Annotated in this window: 17 protein-coding genes; 8 read left to right on the plus strand and 9 right to left on the minus strand. The window is 50.3% G+C overall.

Annotation, left to right across the window (positions count from 1 at the left end; all coding sequences use genetic code 11):
* Position 1 precedes the first annotated feature (1 nt).
* From atpI to asnC, 5 genes are all read right to left on the minus strand, one after another.
* Positions 2–382, minus strand: coding sequence for a F0F1 ATP synthase subunit I (gene atpI, locus AACU19_RS20625; RefSeq protein WP_000116699.1), 381 nt, complete (start codon positions 380–382; stop codon positions 2–4).
* A 616-nt stretch (positions 383–998) separates the two neighbouring features.
* A complete protein-coding gene (gene rsmG, locus AACU19_RS20630; protein WP_000932856.1) occupies positions 999–1622 on the minus strand; it encodes a 16S rRNA (guanine(527)-N(7))-methyltransferase RsmG in 624 nt (207 codons plus the stop codon).
* A gap of 63 nt (positions 1623–1685) precedes the next feature.
* Positions 1686–3575 carry a tRNA uridine-5-carboxymethylaminomethyl(34) synthesis enzyme MnmG gene (gene mnmG / locus AACU19_RS20635; RefSeq protein WP_000499788.1) on the minus strand — a complete coding sequence of 630 codons (1890 nt, stop codon included), beginning with the start codon at positions 3573–3575 and terminating at the stop codon, positions 1686–1688.
* 378 nt (positions 3576–3953) lie between these two features.
* Positions 3954–4397 carry an FMN-binding protein MioC gene (gene mioC / locus AACU19_RS20640; RefSeq protein WP_000763742.1) on the minus strand — a complete coding sequence of 148 codons (444 nt, stop codon included), beginning with the start codon at positions 4395–4397 and terminating at the stop codon, positions 3954–3956.
* Between the two features lie 89 nt (positions 4398–4486).
* A complete protein-coding gene (gene asnC, locus AACU19_RS20645; protein WP_000432970.1) occupies positions 4487–4945 on the minus strand; it encodes a transcriptional regulator AsnC in 459 nt (152 codons plus the stop codon).
* A gap of 151 nt (positions 4946–5096) precedes the next feature.
* On the opposite strand from asnC, the gene asnA reads away from it, so the two are divergent.
* Entirely contained in the window at positions 5097–6089 is a 993-nt protein-coding gene (gene asnA / locus AACU19_RS20650; RefSeq protein ID WP_000845107.1) for an aspartate--ammonia ligase, read from the plus strand.
* A gap of 4 nt (positions 6090–6093) precedes the next feature.
* Here the strand turns inward: asnA and viaA are convergent, their stop codons facing one another.
* Both viaA and ravA read right to left on the minus strand, forming a co-directional pair.
* Complete coding sequence (gene viaA / locus AACU19_RS20655; RefSeq protein ID WP_105278463.1) at positions 6094–7545, minus strand: ATPase RavA stimulator ViaA; 1452 nt, start codon at positions 7543–7545, stop codon at positions 6094–6096.
* A complete protein-coding gene (ravA, locus tag AACU19_RS20660) occupies positions 7539–9035 on the minus strand; it encodes an ATPase RavA (protein ID WP_001353548.1) in 1497 nt (498 codons plus the stop codon). The genes viaA and ravA overlap by 7 nt, the downstream gene beginning before the upstream one ends.
* 222 nt (positions 9036–9257) lie before the next feature.
* Between ravA and kup the strand changes: the two genes are divergently transcribed.
* The 7 genes from kup to rbsR all read left to right on the plus strand — a co-directional run bounded on the left by kup (position 9258) and on the right by rbsR (position 17161).
* Complete coding sequence (gene kup / locus AACU19_RS20665) at positions 9258–11126, plus strand: low affinity potassium transporter Kup (protein WP_000102332.1); 1869 nt, start codon at positions 9258–9260, stop codon at positions 11124–11126.
* Between the two features lie 166 nt (positions 11127–11292).
* Entirely contained in the window at positions 11293–11712 is a 420-nt protein-coding gene (gene rbsD / locus AACU19_RS20670) for a D-ribose pyranase (protein WP_001590928.1), read from the plus strand.
* Between the two features lie 7 nt (positions 11713–11719).
* Positions 11720–13225 (plus strand): ribose ABC transporter ATP-binding protein RbsA, encoded by a 1506-nt coding sequence (gene rbsA, locus AACU19_RS20675; RefSeq protein WP_105278464.1) that lies wholly within the window; start codon positions 11720–11722, stop codon positions 13223–13225.
* A gap of 4 nt (positions 13226–13229) precedes the next feature.
* Positions 13230–14195 carry a ribose ABC transporter permease gene (rbsC, locus tag AACU19_RS20680; RefSeq protein ID WP_000211858.1) on the plus strand — a complete coding sequence of 322 codons (966 nt, stop codon included), beginning with the start codon at positions 13230–13232 and terminating at the stop codon, positions 14193–14195.
* A 24-nt stretch (positions 14196–14219) separates the two neighbouring features.
* On the plus strand, positions 14220–15110 hold the full coding sequence (gene rbsB, locus AACU19_RS20685; protein ID WP_001056273.1) for a ribose ABC transporter substrate-binding protein RbsB: 891 nt from the start codon (positions 14220–14222) through the stop codon (positions 15108–15110).
* Between the two features lie 125 nt (positions 15111–15235).
* A complete protein-coding gene (gene rbsK / locus AACU19_RS20690; RefSeq protein ID WP_088542006.1) occupies positions 15236–16165 on the plus strand; it encodes a ribokinase in 930 nt (309 codons plus the stop codon).
* A gap of 3 nt (positions 16166–16168) precedes the next feature.
* Positions 16169–17161 (plus strand): ribose operon transcriptional repressor RbsR, encoded by a 993-nt coding sequence (gene rbsR, locus AACU19_RS20695; protein ID WP_105278465.1) that lies wholly within the window; start codon positions 16169–16171, stop codon positions 17159–17161.
* On the opposite strand, the gene mdtD is transcribed toward rbsR, so the two are convergent.
* Positions 17127–18554: a multidrug transporter subunit MdtD gene (gene mdtD, locus AACU19_RS20700; protein ID WP_001280843.1), complete on the minus strand. Its 1428-nt coding sequence runs from the start codon at positions 18552–18554 to the stop codon at positions 17127–17129. The two genes, rbsR and mdtD, sit on opposite strands and share 35 nt — an antisense overlap.
* A 22-nt stretch (positions 18555–18576) precedes the next feature.
* Positions 18577–19269: a FadR/GntR family transcriptional regulator gene (locus AACU19_RS20705; protein WP_001131177.1), complete on the minus strand. Its 693-nt coding sequence runs from the start codon at positions 19267–19269 to the stop codon at positions 18577–18579.
* Positions 19270–19427: the final 158 nt, after the last annotated feature.

The following is a 19427-nucleotide window of genomic DNA, read 5'->3' on the forward strand; positions in this document are numbered from 1 at the left end:
TTTACCCTTTGTTGTTAATTACAGCCGGTGCCAGTATCTGAACCACCAGCACCAAAACCCACGTAACGATCAGCGGCAAGAATACCGCCTTTAAAACCGCCAACGCCACCACCAGTAACACCAACATCGCCAGAACTTTGAAAGCTTCGCCAAATGCGAATGTCCAGGCCACCCGGCCTTTCGCTGGTGTATGTGCCTGGTGACGCCAGGCAAATATCATAAACAAAACGTTAGGCAGAAAGACTGCCAGGCCTCCACTTAATGCAGAGACGCCCCAGAAGGGGTCTTTGAGGCTGAACAGCAATCCACTTGCTATCACCACCAGTAACTGAACGAGCAGAAGCTTCCGAGCAACGTTTCGACTCACGAGCGACACAGACATCACGTTTTTCACTCCTGCTCCCTTCGAGGTATGCCGCGTGTCGTATAAAACTTTCTTTAAGGCTTAGAGTCAAGCATCAAAAAGCGGTCAAATTATACGGTGCGCCCCCGTGATTTCAAACAATAAGTAGCCAAAAGGTGAATAAATGTTTAAATATTTTTCCAGTGCATACAATTGCGACTTTTCTGCTAACGCTGTTCGATCATGAAAAACTGTAAATAACGCGTAAACACTGGCGATAAAGCGTGCTTCAGATCACATATTGAGCATGTTCGCGCACAGCATATTTATTTACTTGGCAAATGATGCCATTGCAAGTTTATGATATTTAAGTCCAAAAACAGACACTCTTTTAATAAGTGACGTTTACACAACAAAAACCACCCATTGACATTTTTAATAATGTTTTAACAGATAATTATGGTTCTTAGCGCCGATTTTTAGCAGCCTGATATTTTCACTGCTGACTTATTTTCTGCTTACCCAAAAAAGCCACGTTAGCTCATTGATGCAAAAGAGTGAACGTGGCGTTAAATGTAACCAGTTATATCAGTAGAAAACCTGGTTGTTGTTAACAGTCTAACCGGTCATTTTTTTATGTTTTTTTTGATAAAAATTAAATTTTATTTGCTTTAATCACCACCAGATGACGTTCGCCATCCAGGGCCGGAACGTGAAGTTTAACCACTGATTCGACCTGATATTCTTCGGGCAACAAAGCGATTTCATCTTCCGGTATTTGGCCTTTCAGCGCGTAGAAACGACCTTGCTCACCAGGAAGATGGTGGCACCAGCTCACCATATCGTTCAGAGAGGCAAAGGCGCGGCTAATTACGCCATCAAATGGCGGCTCAGAAGGAAACTCTTCTACCCTGCTCTGTACTGGCTCAATATTCTCCAGTTTAAGCTCATGTTGCACCTGACGAAGGAAACGCACGCGTTTACCAAGGCTATCCAACAACGTGAAATGGGCTTCAGGACGCACGATAGAGAGTGGAATGCCAGGCAGTCCCGGTCCGGTGCCGACATCGATAAACCGTTCACCTTGCAGATACGGTGCCACCACAATGCTATCGAGAATATGGCGTACCAGCATCTCATTAGGATCGCGGACCGAAGTCAGGTTGTACGCTTTATTCCATTTATGCAGCATATTCACGTAGGCAATTAGCTGGTTTTTCTGGTGATCGGTAAGCGAAATTCCTGCGTCTTTCAGCAGAGAGGAGAGTTTGTTGAGCACGGTGATTACCTGTTCTTGATGCGTAACCTGGTAAGCGGGTGCTTACCAGGCATTTTTAATGCGTTATGCGCTACGACGCAGCATACCCTGTTTTTTCAGCCACACCAGCAGAATGGAGATGGCAGCAGGCGTGACGCCAGAAATACGCGAAGCCTGACCGATAGAGGCCGGTTTGTGATCGTTAAGTTTGGCGATCACTTCGTTAGAAAGACCGGATACCTGGCGGTAATCCAGCGTCGCTGGTAGCAGGGTGTTCTCGTTACGCAGCTGCTTTTCGATCTCATCTTGCTGGCGCGCGATATAACCTTCGTATTTAACCTGAATCTCAACCTGTTCCGCCGCCTGTTCGTCTGTCAACGCAGGGGCAAACGGCGTCAGCGTGGTTAATTTTTCATAAGTCATTTCCGGACGACGCAGCAGATCTTCACCACTGGCTTCACGGGAAAGTGGCGCAGTCAGGTGAGCATTCACTTCGGCTGCAGCTTCCGCCGACGGGGTTACCCAGGTCGATTTCAGACGCTGACGCTCACGCTCGATGTTCTCAAGTTTCTCGTTAAAGCGCGCCCAACGTTCGTCATCCACCAGGCCCAGTTCACGACCGATTTCAGTCAAACGCAGATCCGCATTATCTTCGCGCAGCATCAGACGATATTCTGCGCGCGAGGTAAACATACGATACGGTTCTTTGGTTCCTAAAGTGCACAGGTCATCAACCAGTACGCCGAGATACGCCTGAGAACGCGCCGGAGCCCAACCTTCTTTGTCAGCAGACAGACGGGCAGCGTTAAGACCGGCCAGCAAACCTTGCGCAGCGGCTTCTTCGTAACCGGTAGTGCCGTTAATCTGACCAGCAAAGAACAGCCCCTGGATAAACTTGCTCTCCAGCGTCGGTTTCAGGTCGCGTGGATCGAAGAAGTCATACTCAATGGCATAACCCGGACGCACGATCTTCGCGTTTTCCATCCCCTGCATGGAGCGGACGATTTGCATCTGCACATCGAACGGCAGGCTGGTGGAGATACCGTTCGGATAAATTTCGTTAGAGGTCAGCCCTTCCGGTTCAAGGAAGATCTGATGCTGATTTCTGTCGGCGAAGCGCATGACTTTGTCTTCGATCGACGGACAGTAGCGTGGGCCAACACCTTCGATTACCCCTGCGTACATTGGGCTGCGATCGAGGTTACTGCGGATCACGTCATGGGTTTTCTCGTTGGTATGGGTGATATAACACGGCACCTGCTGTGGATGCTGGGACGCATTGCCCATAAACGAGAATACCGGCATTGGGTTATCGCCATGCTGTTGCGCCAGCACGCTAAAGTCGATGGTTCGAGCATCAATACGCGGCGGTGTCCCGGTTTTCAGACGACCAACGCGCAGCGGCAGTTCACGCAAACGGCGAGAAAGCGGAATGGACGGCGGATCACCAGCACGGCCACCGCTGTAGTTATCCAGACCGATATGAATTTTACCGTCGAGGAACGTCCCAACGGTGAGCACGACGGCTTTGGCACGGAACTTCAGTCCCATTTGGGTAACAGCACCGACCACGCGATCGTTTTCGACAATAAGATCTTCAACCGCCTGCTGGAAGATCATCAGGTTCGGTTGGTTCTCCAGCGCCGTACGTACCGCCTGACGGTAGAGCACACGATCCGCCTGAGCTCGGGTAGCGCGAACTGCCGGTCCCTTGCTTGCGTTTAGTATCCTAAACTGGATACCCGCCTGATCGATCGCTTTCGCCATCAGACCGCCGAGTGCATCCACTTCTTTTACCAGATGTCCCTTCCCAATACCGCCGATCGCCGGGTTGCAGCTCATCTGCCCCAGAGTGTCGATATTGTGTGTCAAAAGCAGAGTCTGTTGACCCATACGCGCCGCGGCCATCGCGGCCTCGGTGCCTGCATGACCCCCGCCAATGATGATGACGTCAAAAGGATCCGGATAAAACATGGTGATTGCCTCGCATAACGCGGTATGAAAATGGATTGAAGCCCGGGCCGTGGATTCTACTCAACTTTGTCGGCTTGAGAAAGACCTGGGATCCTGGGTATTAAAAAGAAGATCTATTTATTTAGAGATCTGTTCTATTGTGATCTCTTATTAGGATCGCACTTCCCTGTGGATAACAAGGATCCGGCGTTTAAGATCAACAACCTGGAAAGGATCATTAACTGTGAATGATCGGTGATCCTGGACCGTATAAGCTGGGATCAGAATGAGGGGTTATACACAACTCAAAAACTGAACAACCGTTGTTCTTTGGATAACTACCGGTTGATCCAAGCTTCCTGACAGAGTTATCCACAACAGATCGCACGATCTGTATACTTATTTGAGTAAATTAATCCACGATCCCAGCCATTCTTCTGCCGGATCTTCCGGAATGTCGTGATCAAGGATGTTGATCTTCAGTGTTTCGCCTGTCTGTTTTGCACCGGAATTTTTGAGTTCTGCCTCGAGTTTATCGATAGCCCCACAAAAGGTGTCATATTCACGACTGCCAATACCGATAGCGCCAAAGCGGACCGCAGAAAGATCGGGCTTCTGTTCCTGCAATGCTTCATAGAAAGGAGAAAGGTTGTCCGGAATATCTCCGGCACCGTGGGTTGAGCTGATAACCAGCCAGATCCCAGAGGCAGATAAATCTTCTAATAGCGGACCGTGCAGCGTTTCGGTGGTAAAACCCGCCTCTTCCAGCTTTTCAGCCAGGTGTTCTGCTACATATTCGGCACCGCCGAGGGTGCTGCCGCTGATAAGAGTGATATCTGCCATAAACCGCCACCTTTATTAAGAGTGGCGTATTGTACGCTGTGAACGCGTTGGGATCTACCTGTGGAAAAGTATGGGATTAAAAAAGCTGATCATGGCTTAATGGTACGCATGATCGGGTTTTGCAGGACGATCAGTGTCTCGGTGGACTGAATTTCATCAATTGTTTGGATCTTGTTGATAAGTACATGCTGGAGAGCATCGATCGAACGGCACATCACTTTGATAAAGATGCTGTAGTGGCCAGTTGTGTAATAGGCTTCAGTGACTTCATCGAGGCTTTCCAGCTTTGCCAGCGCGGAAGGATAGTCTTTGGCGCTCTTTAATATAATGCCGATAAAGCAGCCTACGTCATAACCAAGCTGTTTAGGGCTGACATCAATGCGCGCCCCGGTAATGATCCCCGCCTGCTTCATTTTCTCTACACGAACGTGAATCGTCCCCGGACTGACGCCAAATTGTTTCGCCAGTTCGGCGTAAGCGGTGCGCGCATTGCCCATTAATGCTTCCAGGATGCCACGGTCCAGATTGTCGATCAGATAATTTTCCATAGGATTTTCTTATGCGGATTGATGATTCATTCTATTTTAGCCATCTTTTTTAATGAATCAAAAGTGCATGAGGCTTTTTATTGAATGATTATTGCATGTGTGTCGGTTTTTGTTGCTTAATCATAAGCAACAGGACGCAGGAGTATAAAAAATGAAAACCGCTTACATTGCCAAACAACGTCAAATTAGCTTCGTGAAATCTCACTTTTCTCGTCAACTGGAAGAACGTCTGGGGCTGATTGAAGTCCAGGCGCCGATTCTTAGCCGTGTGGGGGATGGCACGCAGGATAACTTGTCAGGCTGTGAAAAAGCGGTGCAGGTAAAAGTGAAAGCTCTGCCTGATGCCCAGTTCGAAGTGGTTCATTCACTGGCGAAGTGGAAACGTCAGACCTTAGGGCAACACGACTTCAGCGCGGGCGAAGGGCTGTACACGCACATGAAAGCCCTTCGCCCCGATGAAGACCGTCTTTCCCCGTTGCACTCGGTCTATGTTGACCAGTGGGACTGGGAACGCGTAATGGGCGACGGCGAGCGTCAATTCTCGACTCTGAAAAGCACGGTAGAGGCGATCTGGGCGGGAATTAAAGCAACCGAAGCTGCAGTTAGCGAAGAGTTTGGCCTGGCACCGTTCCTGCCGGATCAGATCCACTTCGTACACAGCCAGGAGTTACTGTCTCGTTATCCGGATCTCGATGCCAAAGGGCGTGAGCGGGCGATTGCGAAAGATCTTGGCGCGGTATTCCTCGTCGGGATTGGCGGCAAGTTGAGTGATGGTCATCGTCACGACGTGCGCGCACCGGATTATGATGACTGGAGCACCCCGTCAGAGCTGGGCCATGCGGGTCTGAACGGCGATATTCTGGTATGGAACCCGGTACTGGAAGATGCGTTTGAGCTTTCTTCCATGGGGATCCGCGTGGATGCCGATACGTTGAAACATCAGCTGGCGCTGACCGGTGATGAAGATCGTCTGCAGCTGGAGTGGCATCAGGCGCTGCTGCGCGGTGAAATGCCGCAGACCATCGGCGGCGGTATCGGGCAGTCTCGTTTGACCATGCTGCTGCTGCAACTGCCACATATCGGCCAGGTTCAGTGTGGTGTATGGCCGGCAGCTGTTCGCGAGAGCGTCCCTTCTCTGCTGTAATTGTTTATCGCCGCCAGCGTCTGAGCAGGCGGCTTCGCATCCCGGTATCAAAGCGCCAGATATGATCGAAAATGCGCATGATGCCGGGTTTGCCATGTGCCGACATCGCCACGGCATGAAAGCGATGCTGATGTACCCGCTGCAACTCTTTCACTTTGCTCGTCACGTCGTCAGGCAACCGCTGGGCGATAAAATCAGAAATCACCACCGCATCGGCGTCAAACCACTCCCGACTTTGCAAGCGTTCCATAATGGCGCGGAAACAACTGGCAAGATCGGTGCCACCACGAAACTGCTGACTTAAAAAGCGGATCGCTTGCTCAATACCTTGTGGGCCTGAAAGCTCATAACGGACGATCTCGGTGGAAAATAACATAATAAAGCAGCGCCGGTTTTCAGCGAGAGCAATGCGCATCAAGGCCAGGCAGAACGCTTTCGCACACTGTTCATTAAAGCCGCCCATTGAGCCGGAAGTATCCACGCAGACAATAAACGGTCCGCGCGGCTGTTCGTCGTAATCTTTATGCACCACCGGGCGTTCGATCACTTTTTCACGCCACGACTCACCGTGCAGGCGATAGGTGAGCAACTGTTTTTCCACCAGCCGACGGTAAAACTCATACTCCAGTTCCGTTATCCCCAGTGTCGCCAGTTCTGGCGGCAGGAGACGTAAAATATCGTCGCTTTGTTGCAGACCATCAACCTGCTCAGGAACTGTCGCCGGTTCGCGCACCATGGTGCGGAAGGTTTCCATCTGCGCATCGTTGCGCGGTATTGATTTGGCTTCCCGGGAACGCCCCAACTGTTCTGCCAGGCGTTTCAGTTCCGGCTGTTCGTTAAGAAATTCACCGTATTTCACAATCAACTGATAGTCGCCACGTTTAAGCTGACCGGCGCTCATATCCCACAGACGACCAGCTGCGGTATTGTTATCTGCGAGAATCGGTTCAAGTTGCCCGCTCAGCGTCATGCGTTCCTGAACTTCACTCAACAGTTGTTCGCGTTCTTCTTCTAATAGCTGTTGATTTAACGTCGTTGCTTGCACGATCAGACTTAAACGCCAACGCTGGAGAAAAAGTGTGTGTAACGCTGAAGTGATCGTGCTGTTAGCATCAACCAACTGTCTGGCTTGTTCTGCCCATGGGGAATTCAGACGATGCAGTAAGTCCAGGATCTGTGGTAGCTGCACAATAAACTGTGGCGTAGAGAGGAGCTGGCTTTGCTGATAGCACATCACCTCTTCGGTGAGTTCCGGCGGGACTCGGGCATCTTTCAGCCGACTGCGCAGCGCCTCACGCCAGCGGGGTACATCATCAGTGATTGCCGCCTTCAGTCGTGGGAATTTTTCAAAGAAGACTGCCAGCTGCGGTGAGGCCAGCAGCGCGATGATCATCTCTTCGATCAATCCCTCTTCGCTGACGGCCAGCATCACATTAAGCGTATCCAGCGTTAGCATTGTTGTGCCTGGCGAATCTGGGTGCCGACATCCTGTAGGCTGGCTTCAATGCGACCTAACCAGTCGCCAGGGATAAACAGACATTTTTGCTGTTCGCTGAATAAAGCGTGTTGCTTGCGCCAGTCGCTTTCAAGCTCTTCCAGTTGTTGTTTTATTTCACCTGGCAGACCTTCAGCCGATGAACCGGGAAGTGCCAGCGTACTGCCTTGTAAACTTACATCGCGTACGACAAGATGTTGGGCGCTATCAACTTCCAGATTCAGTTTCTGGGCAAAGCCGATACCGTTCAGTTTGCCGCGAATTTCACCACCTCTGCTCAGCCACTGTTCCAGCGCGCTACGCTCAAAGGAGATATGAACCACTTCCATATCATGCAGTTTTAACGGTTTTTGCAGCAGCAGTGTCAGAGTGGAAGCAGTAACGTTAACAGGGAGTTGATACTGCTGACGACGGCTGAAAATGCCGCCCAGACGAATTACCGTTAAGGCTGTTTTATCGCTTTGTTGCTGCTGTAGTTGCAGGTGACGTTGCACAATCGCACCCAGGCGGGTCAACATCCCTTGCTGTTGCCAGGCATGACCGGTCATCAATACATCAATTTGTTGTTGTATCAAATTCAGGCTTTGCGCGTCATACCACAGGCAATCTTTCAGCAAAATGAGATCTACCGGGGCAACAGCACTGCGACCGCTAAAAAAGGCGCTGGCCTGCAATAAGCGGATCGCTTTTTTCCAGCGACGATCCGAGACATAAGGCGCATCCGGTAATTTATCCAGTTGCTGGCGCAGCATAAAAATCAGCTCAAATACATGATCGGGCAGCGTAATTTCACCAATCTCTTTCTGCCAGCGTTCATATTCTTCATCAGTGACCTGCAAGGAGGCAGGAACCGGATTGTCATTTTCATCCTGTTGACTGGTCAGCATGGAGCGGAAATTCGCTTTATCCTGCACTTTATCTAACCACAGACGAATCAGCATGCGGTCATATAACGCTTCCAGGCTGCTGTCTGCTTCCGGCAGTTCGTTGGAGGCAGCCACCAGCAAGCGCATCGGGATTTTTTCTACGTGTGCGCCGTTGCGAAACTGGCGTTCGTTAATGGCAGTGAGCAGGGTATTAAGTATTGCCGGGCCCGCTTTCCAGATCTCATCAAGAAAGACGATTTCTGCTTCTGGCAGGTAACCGCTGGTTAAACGTTCATAGCGCCCTTCATCTTTTAGCGCCTGAATGGAAAGGGGACCAAAAACTTCTTCCGGCGTGGAGAAGCGGGTCATCAGATATTCAAACGCACGGGCATTCTGAAAGGCGAATTTTAAGCGCCGGGCGATCAAACTTTTTGCAATACCTGGCGGGCCAAGCAGAAAAACACTTTCACCACTTAATGCCGCTAACAAACATAAGCGAATAGCGTGGCTACGTTCATAAAGCCCCTTTTCCAGCGAACTGCTCAGGCGGGAAATTCTTTCCGCTAATAAATGAGGGTGAGCCATAATGAAGTGGCGTCCTTTCGTCAAAAGTTCTGCGTAAATTGCGAGTATAGACGTTTCTTGCTGGTGGCTAAAATAGTCTCAAAAGAGGTCTATTTTTCTTTGAGCCAGGTTAATGTGGCCGCATTTAGGAGTACGATTTTGTCGTTAATCGTGCATACTGTGCGCTTTTTTGTGGGCCAAGGGACTAAGCACACATTTCATATTTCAACGAAAGACTAGTCTATGAGCACTGATAATAAGCAATCGTTGCCCGCGATTACCCTCGCGGCGATTGGAGTTGTCTACGGCGATATTGGTACCAGCCCGTTATATACACTTCGTGAATGTTTGTCCGGCCAGTTTGGTTTTGGCGTTGAACGCGATGCCGTGTTTGGCTTTTTATCGCTGATCTTCTGGCTGCTAATCTTTGTGGTTTCCATTAAATATCTCACCTTCGTGATGCGGGCAGATAACGCCGGGGAAGGGGGCATTCTGACGTTGATGTCGCTTGCCGGGCGTAATACGTCGGCGCGAACCACATCAATGCTGGTGATTATGGGGCTAATCGGCGGCAGCTTTTTCTATGGTGAAGTCGTCATAACACCCGCTATTTCGGTGATGTCTGCCATTGAAGGTCTGGAAATCGTCGCCCCGCAGCTGGATACCTGGATAGTTCCCCTCTCAATCATCGTTCTCACTTTACTATTTATGATTCAAAAACATGGCACGGCTATGGTCGGTAAGCTGTTTGCGCCGATCATGCTGACCTGGTTTTTGATTCTGGCAGTACTGGGGTTACGTAGCATTATTGCTAACCCGGAAGTGCTGCATGCGCTGAATCCGATGTGGGCGGTGCATTTCTTCCTTGAATATAAAACGGTTTCGTTTATTGCGTTAGGGGCAGTGGTGCTGTCGATTACCGGTGTCGAGGCGCTGTACGCTGATATGGGGCACTTTGGTAAGTTCCCGATTCGCCTGGCGTGGTTCACCGTCGTATTGCCTTCATTAACTCTTAATTACTTTGGCCAGGGCGCTCTGTTGTTAAAGAACCCGGAAGCGATTAAGAACCCGTTCTTCCTGTTGGCACCGGACTGGGCGCTGATCCCGCTGCTGATCATCGCCGCACTGGCGACGGTAATTGCCTCGCAGGCAGTTATCTCTGGCGTCTTCTCATTGACGCGTCAGGCCGTACGTCTGGGATATTTGTCGCCGATGCGCATTATTCACACCTCCGAAATGGAGTCTGGGCAAATCTATATTCCGTTTGTGAACTGGATGCTCTATGTCGCGGTCGTGATTGTGATTGTCAGCTTTGAGCACTCCAGCAACCTGGCGGCGGCGTACGGGATTGCGGTGACCGGAACCATGGTACTGACGTCTATTCTCTCAACTACCGTGGCACGTCAGAACTGGCACTGGAATAAGTATTTTGTTGCGCTGATCCTGATTGCTTTCCTTTGTGTTGATATTCCATTGTTCACCGCTAACCTCGATAAACTGCTATCAGGCGGCTGGTTGCCACTGAGTCTCGGTACGGTAATGTTTATCGTGATGACTACCTGGAAGAGCGAGCGTTTCCGCTTGCTGCGGCGGATGCATGAACATGGCAACTCTCTGGAAGCGATGATTGCTTCGCTGGAGAAATCACCGCCCGTTCGCGTGCCAGGGACCGCGGTGTATATGTCGCGTGCAATCAACGTCATTCCCTTTGCACTGATGCATAACCTGAAACATAACAAGGTGTTGCATGAGCGGGTGATTCTGTTAACTCTGCGCACTGAAGACGCGCCATATGTCCATAACGTCCGTCGGGTACAGATTGAACAACTGTCGCCCACTTTCTGGCGCGTGGTGGCAAGTTATGGATGGCGGGAAACGCCAAACGTGGAAGAAGTTTTCCACCGCTGTGGTCTGGAAGGGTTAAGTTGCCGGATGATGGAAACCTCCTTCTTTATGTCGCATGAATCACTGATCCTCGGCAAACGTCCGTGGTATTTGCGTTTGCGCGGCAAGCTGTATTTGCTGTTGCAACGTAATGCGCTGCGCGCACCGGATCAATTTGAAATCCCGCCAAACAGGGTTATCGAACTGGGTACTCAGGTCGAAATTTAACGCCAGACGCCTTCTTTCTCCATAAGGGGGCGTTTTTGTTTTCATGGTTAATCACCATGTAAAACGTTTCGATGTTGATCACATTTCCGTAACGTCACGATGGTTTTCCCAACTCAGTCAGGATTAAACTGCGGGTCAGCGAAACGTTTCGCTGATGGAGAAAAAAATGAAAAAAGGCACCGTTCTTAATTCTGATATTTCTTCGGTGATCTCCCGTCTGGGACATACCGATACGCTGGTGGTGTGTGATGCTGGTTTACCCATCCCCAAAAGTACAACGCGTATCGATATGGCATTAACCCAGGGGGTACCTTCTTTTATGCAGGTGCTGGGCGTCGTCACAAATGAAATGCAGGTCGAGGCTGCCATTATCGCGGAAGAGATCAAACAACATAATCCGCAACTCCACGAAACGTTGCTCACTCACCTTGAGCAGCTGCAACAACACCAGGGAAATACCATTGAAATTCGTTACACCACGCATGAACAATTCAAACAACAAACCGCAGAAAGTCAGGCGGTAATTCGCAGCGGAGAATGTTCTCCGTATGCGAATATCATTCTCTGTGCTGGCGTGACGTTCTGAGGCCGTCATGGAAGCATTACTTCAGCTTAAAGGCATCGATAAAGCCTTCCCGGGCGTAAAAGCCCTCTCGGGCGCAGCGTTAAATGTCTATCCTGGCCGCGTGATGGCGCTGGTGGGCGAAAACGGCGCGGGTAAATCCACCATGATGAAAGTGCTTACTGGTATCTATACTCGCGATGCCGGTACGCTTTTATGGCTGGGGAAAGAAACGACGTTTACCGGACCGAAATCCTCCCAGGAAGCCGGCATTGGAATCATCCATCAGGAACTGAACCTGATCCCGCAGTTAACCATTGCCGAAAATATTTTCCTCGGCCGTGAGTTTGTTAATCGCTTTGGCAAAATTGACTGGAAAACCATGTATGCCGAAGCGGATAAATTGCTGGCTAAACTTAACCTGCGTTTTAAAAGTGACAAGCTGGTGGGCGATCTTTCCATCGGTGACCAGCAAATGGTTGAAATCGCCAAAGTGCTGAGCTTTGAGTCGAAAGTCATCATTATGGATGAACCGACCGATGCGCTGACCGATACCGAAACCGAATCCCTGTTCCGCGTCATCCGCGAGCTGAAATCGCAAGGCCGCGGTATTGTCTATATTTCCCACCGCATGAAAGAAATCTTCGAAATTTGCGATGACGTTACTGTTTTTCGTGACGGGCAATTTATTGCTGAGCGCGAAGTGGCATCACTGACCGAAGATTCGCTGATTGAGATGATGGTGGGCCGCAAGCTGGAAGATCAATATCCGCACCTGGACAAAGCGCCGGGCGATATCCGCCTGAAAGTCGATAATCTCTGCGGACCTGGCGTTAATGATGTTTCATTTACCTTACGCAAAGGTGAAATTCTTGGCGTCTCTGGTTTGATGGGCGCGGGGCGTACCGAACTGATGAAAGTGCTCTACGGCGCACTGCCGTGTACCAGCGGTTACGTCACTCTGGATGGGCATGAAGTCGTTACCCGTTCACCGCAGGATGGCCTGGCAAACGGCATTGTGTATATCTCCGAAGACCGCAAACGTGACGGTTTAGTGCTGGGTATGTCAGTCAAAGAGAATATGTCGCTGACTGCGCTGCGTTACTTTAGCCGTACTGGCGGCAGTTTGAAGCATGCCGATGAACAGCAGGCAGTGAGTGATTTTATTCGTCTGTTTAATGTGAAAACGCCGTCGATGGAACAGGCAATTGGTTTGCTCTCCGGTGGCAATCAGCAAAAAGTGGCGATTGCCCGTGGACTGATGACACGCCCCAAAGTGTTGATTCTTGATGAACCTACCCGTGGCGTAGATGTTGGTGCGAAAAAAGAGATCTATCAACTGATTAACCAGTTCAAAGCCGATGGCTTGAGCATCATTCTGGTGTCATCGGAGATGCCAGAAGTATTAGGCATGAGCGATCGCATCATCGTCATGCATGAAGGGTATCTCAGCGGGGAATTTACTCGTGAGCAGGCCACCCAGGAAGTGTTAATGGCTGCCGCTGTGGGCAAGCTTAATCGCGTGAATCAGGAGTAAAAAAATGACAACCCAGACTGTCTCTGGTCGCCGTTATTTCACGAAAGCGTGGCTGATGGAGCAGAAATCGCTTATCGCTCTGCTGGTGCTGATCGCGATTGTCTCGACGTTAAGCCCGAACTTTTTCACCATCAATAACTTATTCAATATTCTCCAGCAAACCTCGGTGAATGCCATTATGGCGGTCGGGATGACGCTGGTGATCCTGACGTCGGGTATCGACTTGTCGGTAGGTTCTCTGTTGGCGCTGACTGGCGCAGTGGCTGCATCTATCGTCGGCATTGAAGTCAATGCGCTGGTGGCTGTCGCTGCCGCTCTCGCGTTAGGTGCCGCTATTGGTGCGGTAACCGGGGTGATTGTAGCGAAAGGTCGCGTCCAGGCGTTTATCGCTACGCTGGTTATGATGCTTTTACTGCGCGGCGTGACCATGGTTTATACCAACGGTAGCCCAGTGAATACCGGCTTTACTGAGAACGCCGATCTGTTCGGCTGGTTTGGTATTGGTCGTCCGCTGGGCGTACCGACGCCAGTCTGGATCATGGGGATTGTGTTCCTCGCGGCCTGGTACATGCTGCATCACACGCGTCTGGGGCGTTACATCTACGCGCTGGGCGGCAACGAAGCGGCTACGCGTCTTTCTGGTATCAACGTCAATAAAATCAAAATCATCGTCTATTCTCTTTGTGGTCTGCTGGCATCGCTGGCCGGGATCATTGAAGTGGCGCGTCTCTCCTCCGCACAACCCACTGCGGGAACTGGCTATGAGCTGGATGCTATTGCTGCGGTGGTTCTGGGCGGTACGAGTCTGGCGGGCGGAAAAGGTCGCATTGTTGGGACGTTGATCGGCGCATTAATTCTTGGCTTCCTTAATAATGGATTGAATTTGTTAGGTGTTTCCTCCTATTACCAGATGATCGTCAAAGCGGTGGTGATTTTGCTGGCGGTGCTGGTAGACAACAAAAAACAGTAATAACGACTACAGGACATCTTGAATATGAACATGAAAAAACTGGCTACCCTGGTTTCCGCTGTTGCGCTAAGCGCCACCGTCAGTGCGAATGCGATGGCAAAAGACACCATCGCGCTGGTGGTTTCCACGCTTAATAACCCGTTCTTTGTATCGCTGAAAGATGGCGCGCAGAAAGAGGCGGATAAACTCGGCTATAACCTGGTGGTGCTGGACTCCCAGAACAATCCGGCGAAAGAGCTGGCGAACGTGCAGGACTTAACTGTTCGCGGCACCAAAATTCTGCTGATTAACCCGACCGACTCCGACGCAGTGGGTAATGCTGTGAAGATGGCTAACCAGGCGAACATCCCGGTTATCACTCTTGACCGCCAGGCCACGAAAGGTGAAGTGGTGAGCCACATTGCTTCTGATAACGTACTGGGCGGCAAAATCGCCGGTGATTATATCGCGAAGAAAGCGGGTGAAGGTGCCAAAGTTATCGAGCTGCAAGGCATTGCCGGTACCTCCGCAGCTCGTGAGCGTGGCGAAGGTTTCCAGCAGGCCGTTGCTGCTCACAAGTTTAATGTTCTTGCCAGCCAGCCAGCGGACTTTGACCGCACCAAAGGTTTGAACGTAATGCAGAACCTGTTGACCGCTCATCCGGATGTTCAGGCTGTGTTCGCGCAGAATGATGAAATGGCGCTGGGCGCGCTGCGCGCACTGCAAACTGCTGGTAAATCGGATGTGATGGTCGTCGGATTTGACGGTACACCGGATGGCGAAAAAGCGGTGAATGATGGCAAACTAGCAGCGACTATCGCTCAGCTACCCGATCAGATTGGCGCGAAAGGCGTCGAAACCGCCGATAAAGTGCTGAAAGGCGAGAAAGTTCAGGCTAAGTATCCGGTTGATCTGAAACTGGTTGTTAAGCAGTAGTTTTAATCAGGTTGTATGACCTGATGGTGACATAAATACGTCATCGACAGATGAACGTGTAAAATAAAGAAAAGCAGGGCACGCGCCACCCTAACACGGTGGCGCATTTTATGGACATCCCGAATATGCAAAACGCAGGCAGCCTCGTTGTTCTTGGCAGCATTAATGCTGACCACATTCTTAATCTTCAATCTTTTCCTACTCCAGGCGAAACCGTAACCGGTAACCACTATCAGGTTGCATTTGGCGGCAAAGGCGCGAATCAGGCTGTGGCTGCAGGGCGTAGCGGTGCGAATATCGCGTTTATTGCCTGTACGGGTGATGACAGCATTGGTGAAAGCGTTCGCCAGCAGCTCGCCACTGATAACATCGATATTTCTCCGGTGAGCGTGATCAAAGGCGAATCAACAGGTGTGGCGCTAATTTTTGTTAATGGCGAAGGTGAGAATGTCATTGGTATTCATGCCGGCGCTAACGCAGCCCTTTCCCCTGCGCTGGTGGAGGCGCAACGTGAGCGTATTGCTAACGCATCGGCATTATTAATGCAGCTGGAATCACCACTCGAAAGTGTGATGGCAGCGGCGAAAATCGCCCATCAAAATAAGACTATCGTTGCGCTTAACCCGGCTCCGGCTCGCGAACTTCCTGACGAACTGCTGGAACTGGTGGACATTATTACGCCAAACGAAACGGAAGCAGAAAAGCTCACCGATATTCGTGTTGAAAATGATGAAGATGCAGCGAAAGCGGCGCAGGTACTGCATGAAAAAGGTATCCGTACTGTACTGATTACTTTAGGAAGTCGTGGTGTATGGGCTAGCGTGAATGGTGAAGGTCAGCGCGTTCCTGGATTCCGGGTGCAGGCTGTCGATACCATTGCTGCCGGAGATACTTTTAACGGCGCGTTAATCACGGCGTTGCTGGAAGAAAAACCATTGCCAGAGGCGATTCGTTTTGCCCATGCCGCCGCTGCGATTGCCGTAACACGTAAAGGCGCACAACCTTCCGTACCGTGGCGTGAAGAGATCGACGCATTTTTAGACAGGCAGAGGTGACGCTTGGCTACAATGAAAGATGTTGCCCGCCTGGCGGGCGTTTCTACCTCAACAGTTTCTCACGTTATCAATAAAGATCGCTTCGTCAGTGAAGCGATTACCGCCAAAGTTGAAGCGGCGATTAAAGAACTCAATTACGCGCCATCAGCTCTGGCGCGTAGCCTCAAACTCAATCAAACACATACTATTGGCATGTTGATCACTGCCAGTACCAATCCTTTCTATTCTGAACTGGTGCGTGGCGTTGAACGCAGCTGCTTCGAACGCGGTTATAGTCTTGTCCTTTGCAATACCGAAGGCGATGAACAGCGGATGAATCGCAATCTGGAAACGCTGATGCAAAAACGCGTTGATGGCTTGCTGTTACTGTGCACCGAAACGCATCAACCTTCGCGTGAAATCATGCAACGTTATCCGACAGTGCCTACTGTAATGATGGACTGGGCTCCGTTCAATGGCGACAGCGATCTTATTCAGGATAACTCGTTGCTGGGTGGAGACTTAGCAACGCAATATCTGATCGATAAAGGTCATACCCGTATCGCCTGTATTACCGGTCCGCTGGATAAAACTCCGGCGCGCCTGCGGTTGGAAGGTTATCGGGCGGCGATGAAACGTGCGGGTCTCAACATTCCTGATGGCTATGAAGTCACTGGTGATTTTGAATTTAACGGCGGGTTTGACGCTATGCGCCAACTGTTATCACATCCGCTGCGTCCTCAGGCCGTCTTTACCGGAAATGACGCTATGGCTGTTGGCGTTTACCAGGCGCTATATCAGGCAGAGTTACAGGTTCCGCAGGATATCGCGGTGATTGGCTATGACGATATCGAACTGGCAAGCTTTATGACGCCACCATTAACCACTATCCATCAACCGAAAGATGAACTGGGGGAGCTGGCGATTGATGTACTCATCCATCGGATAACCCAACCGACCCTTCAGCAACAACGATTACAACTTACTCCGATTCTGATGGAACGCGGTTCGGCTTAGATTTACGCTGTCTTTTGATCAAATTATTACCATCGGTTGTTTTCAGAAGCATGAACATTGCTGCTGAAGCAACAGTAATAATGCCCATTGTGATAAACGTATAGTGGAATTGTTCGACAGTCGTTGTGCCTTCCATCCCTTCATAAACGCGAAGGACGGCCGCACTTACAGCAACGCCTAAACTGATAGACAGTTGCTGCGTGACCGCCAGAACACTGTTACCGCTGCTGGCGTTGTCATCGGTCAGATCGGCAAGTGTGATGGTATTCATCGCGGTAAATTGCGTCGACATAGCCATCCCTAATATAAACAACGGCAAGATCAGCATCCATATCGCCATTGCTGGTGATTGCAAAGAGAACTGAGCGATCATTAGCCCAATAATTACCGTGATCCCCACTAACGTATGGCGATAGCCCAGACGACGTAAGACTTGGGTAACCATCGATTTTGCAATAATGGAACCTAATGCTGTCGGTGCCATCATACAGCCGGCAATAAACGCCTGATAACCAAATCCTACCTGTAACATCAATGGCATAAGGAACGGTACACAGCCGGTCCCCAGACGGGTTGCAATATTGCCTACGATACCGATCGAGAAAGTGCGGGTTTTAAATAAATCTAATGAAATTAATGGATTTAGCGTGCGTCGTGCATGGAGAATATAGAGAAGCAGTAACCCGATGCTGGTGACAATTACCGTCAAGGCAATCCAACTGGCGACAATCTTTTCACCGAATAGCTCTATTCCGCTTGAGAAGAGAACAAGGCTGAGGCCAAACAGCAAAAAGCCAGTGATATCGAATCTGCGTCGTGCGGTGGTGAAATTGGGCATATGTTTGCGCGCGTAAAGAAGGCCGGCAATACCTATGGGGATATTGATTAAAAATATCCAGTGCCAGGTTGCCCAGGTGACCAGCACGCCGCCAAGTACGGGGCCTAAAATTGGCCCCACCAGACCCGGCATAGCGACAAAATTCAATACAGGAAGAAGCTCATTACGAGGATAAGCACGCAGTAAGGCCAGCCGAGCAACAGGCATCATCATTGCGCCACCTATCCCCTGAATAACCCGGAAGACAACCAGCTGTGGTAGCGAGTTAGAAAGTGCGCAGGCCAGAGAACCCAATGTGAACAGACTCACGGCAAGGGTAAATATGCGACGCGTACCGAAGCGATCGGCTAGCCATCCGCTTACCGGAATAAGCATCGCCACCGTCAGCGTGTAACTGATGATGGCTGATTGCATCGCGAGAGGAGAACGATTAAGGCTATGAGCGATTGCGGGTAAGGCGGTATTCAGAATAGTGGCATCAAGTGCCTGCATGAAGAAGGCCATCGCCGCGATCCACGGCAAACCCGCCATACTGCGCTTCTTTTTATCGCTCATTCAATGTCCTGTTATCGGGGTGTCACTTATCAGGTGAGCGTAGCAGCGCCTGACAAGCTTTAAATGCCGCGTCGCCATCGCTTTGGATAATCGCATCAACAATCGCCTGGTGCAGATCCAGCTTTATCACTGTGTCGCTGGTAATTGACGTGAAGTAAGTGTGATAAACCGAATGGAAGAGCGAGGCGAATGAGGTCAAAAACGGATTGGCGCTCATTTCATAGATATGCTCATGCCAGGCCATATCGACCTCAATCCAGCGTTCACGGCGAAAGTTCTCTTTTAATGCCACCATTTCGGCCATTAACGTATTGAGATGCGCCTTCTGTTCCGCGGTGCCAACCGTTGCAGCCAGTAGGCAAGCTTGCGGCTCCAGACAGATACGCATAACCAGAAAGTGATCGATGACCTGATGAAAGTTCTCTTCTGTCATCCACCAGGTAAGCAATTCCTGATCAAGAAAATTCCAGTTTGACTGTGGCATGACCCGGGTACCAATTCGTGGTCGCGGTAAAACCATCCCTTTTGCCGTTAACGTTTTAACCGCTTCGCGTACCGCTGTACGACTCACTCCAAATTGCTCGCCCAGCTCAATCTCACCAGGCAAAATGGTGCCGGGTTCATATTCACCTTTTAAGATCCGTTGCGCCAGCTTCTCAGCCAGAACATACGAAAGGTTTTTCTGTGCAGCTAACTGTTGTGCGCTTAAAGGCATTACTAATCTTCCTTTTTCTTTTTATTCCTCCTTAGTATGCCACCAGGAAGTGTGATTACGGTTGCAAAAACGGCAAATTGCTTGTTTTATGGCACATTTACAAGTGTTTTGCTGAAAAAATGCGCGGTCGGAAAATTATTTTAAATTTCCTCTTGTCA

Source organism: Escherichia sp. MOD1-EC4550 (genome assembly GCF_963876935.1).
Taxonomy (GTDB): Bacteria; Pseudomonadota; Gammaproteobacteria; order Enterobacterales; family Enterobacteriaceae; genus Escherichia; species Escherichia coli_F.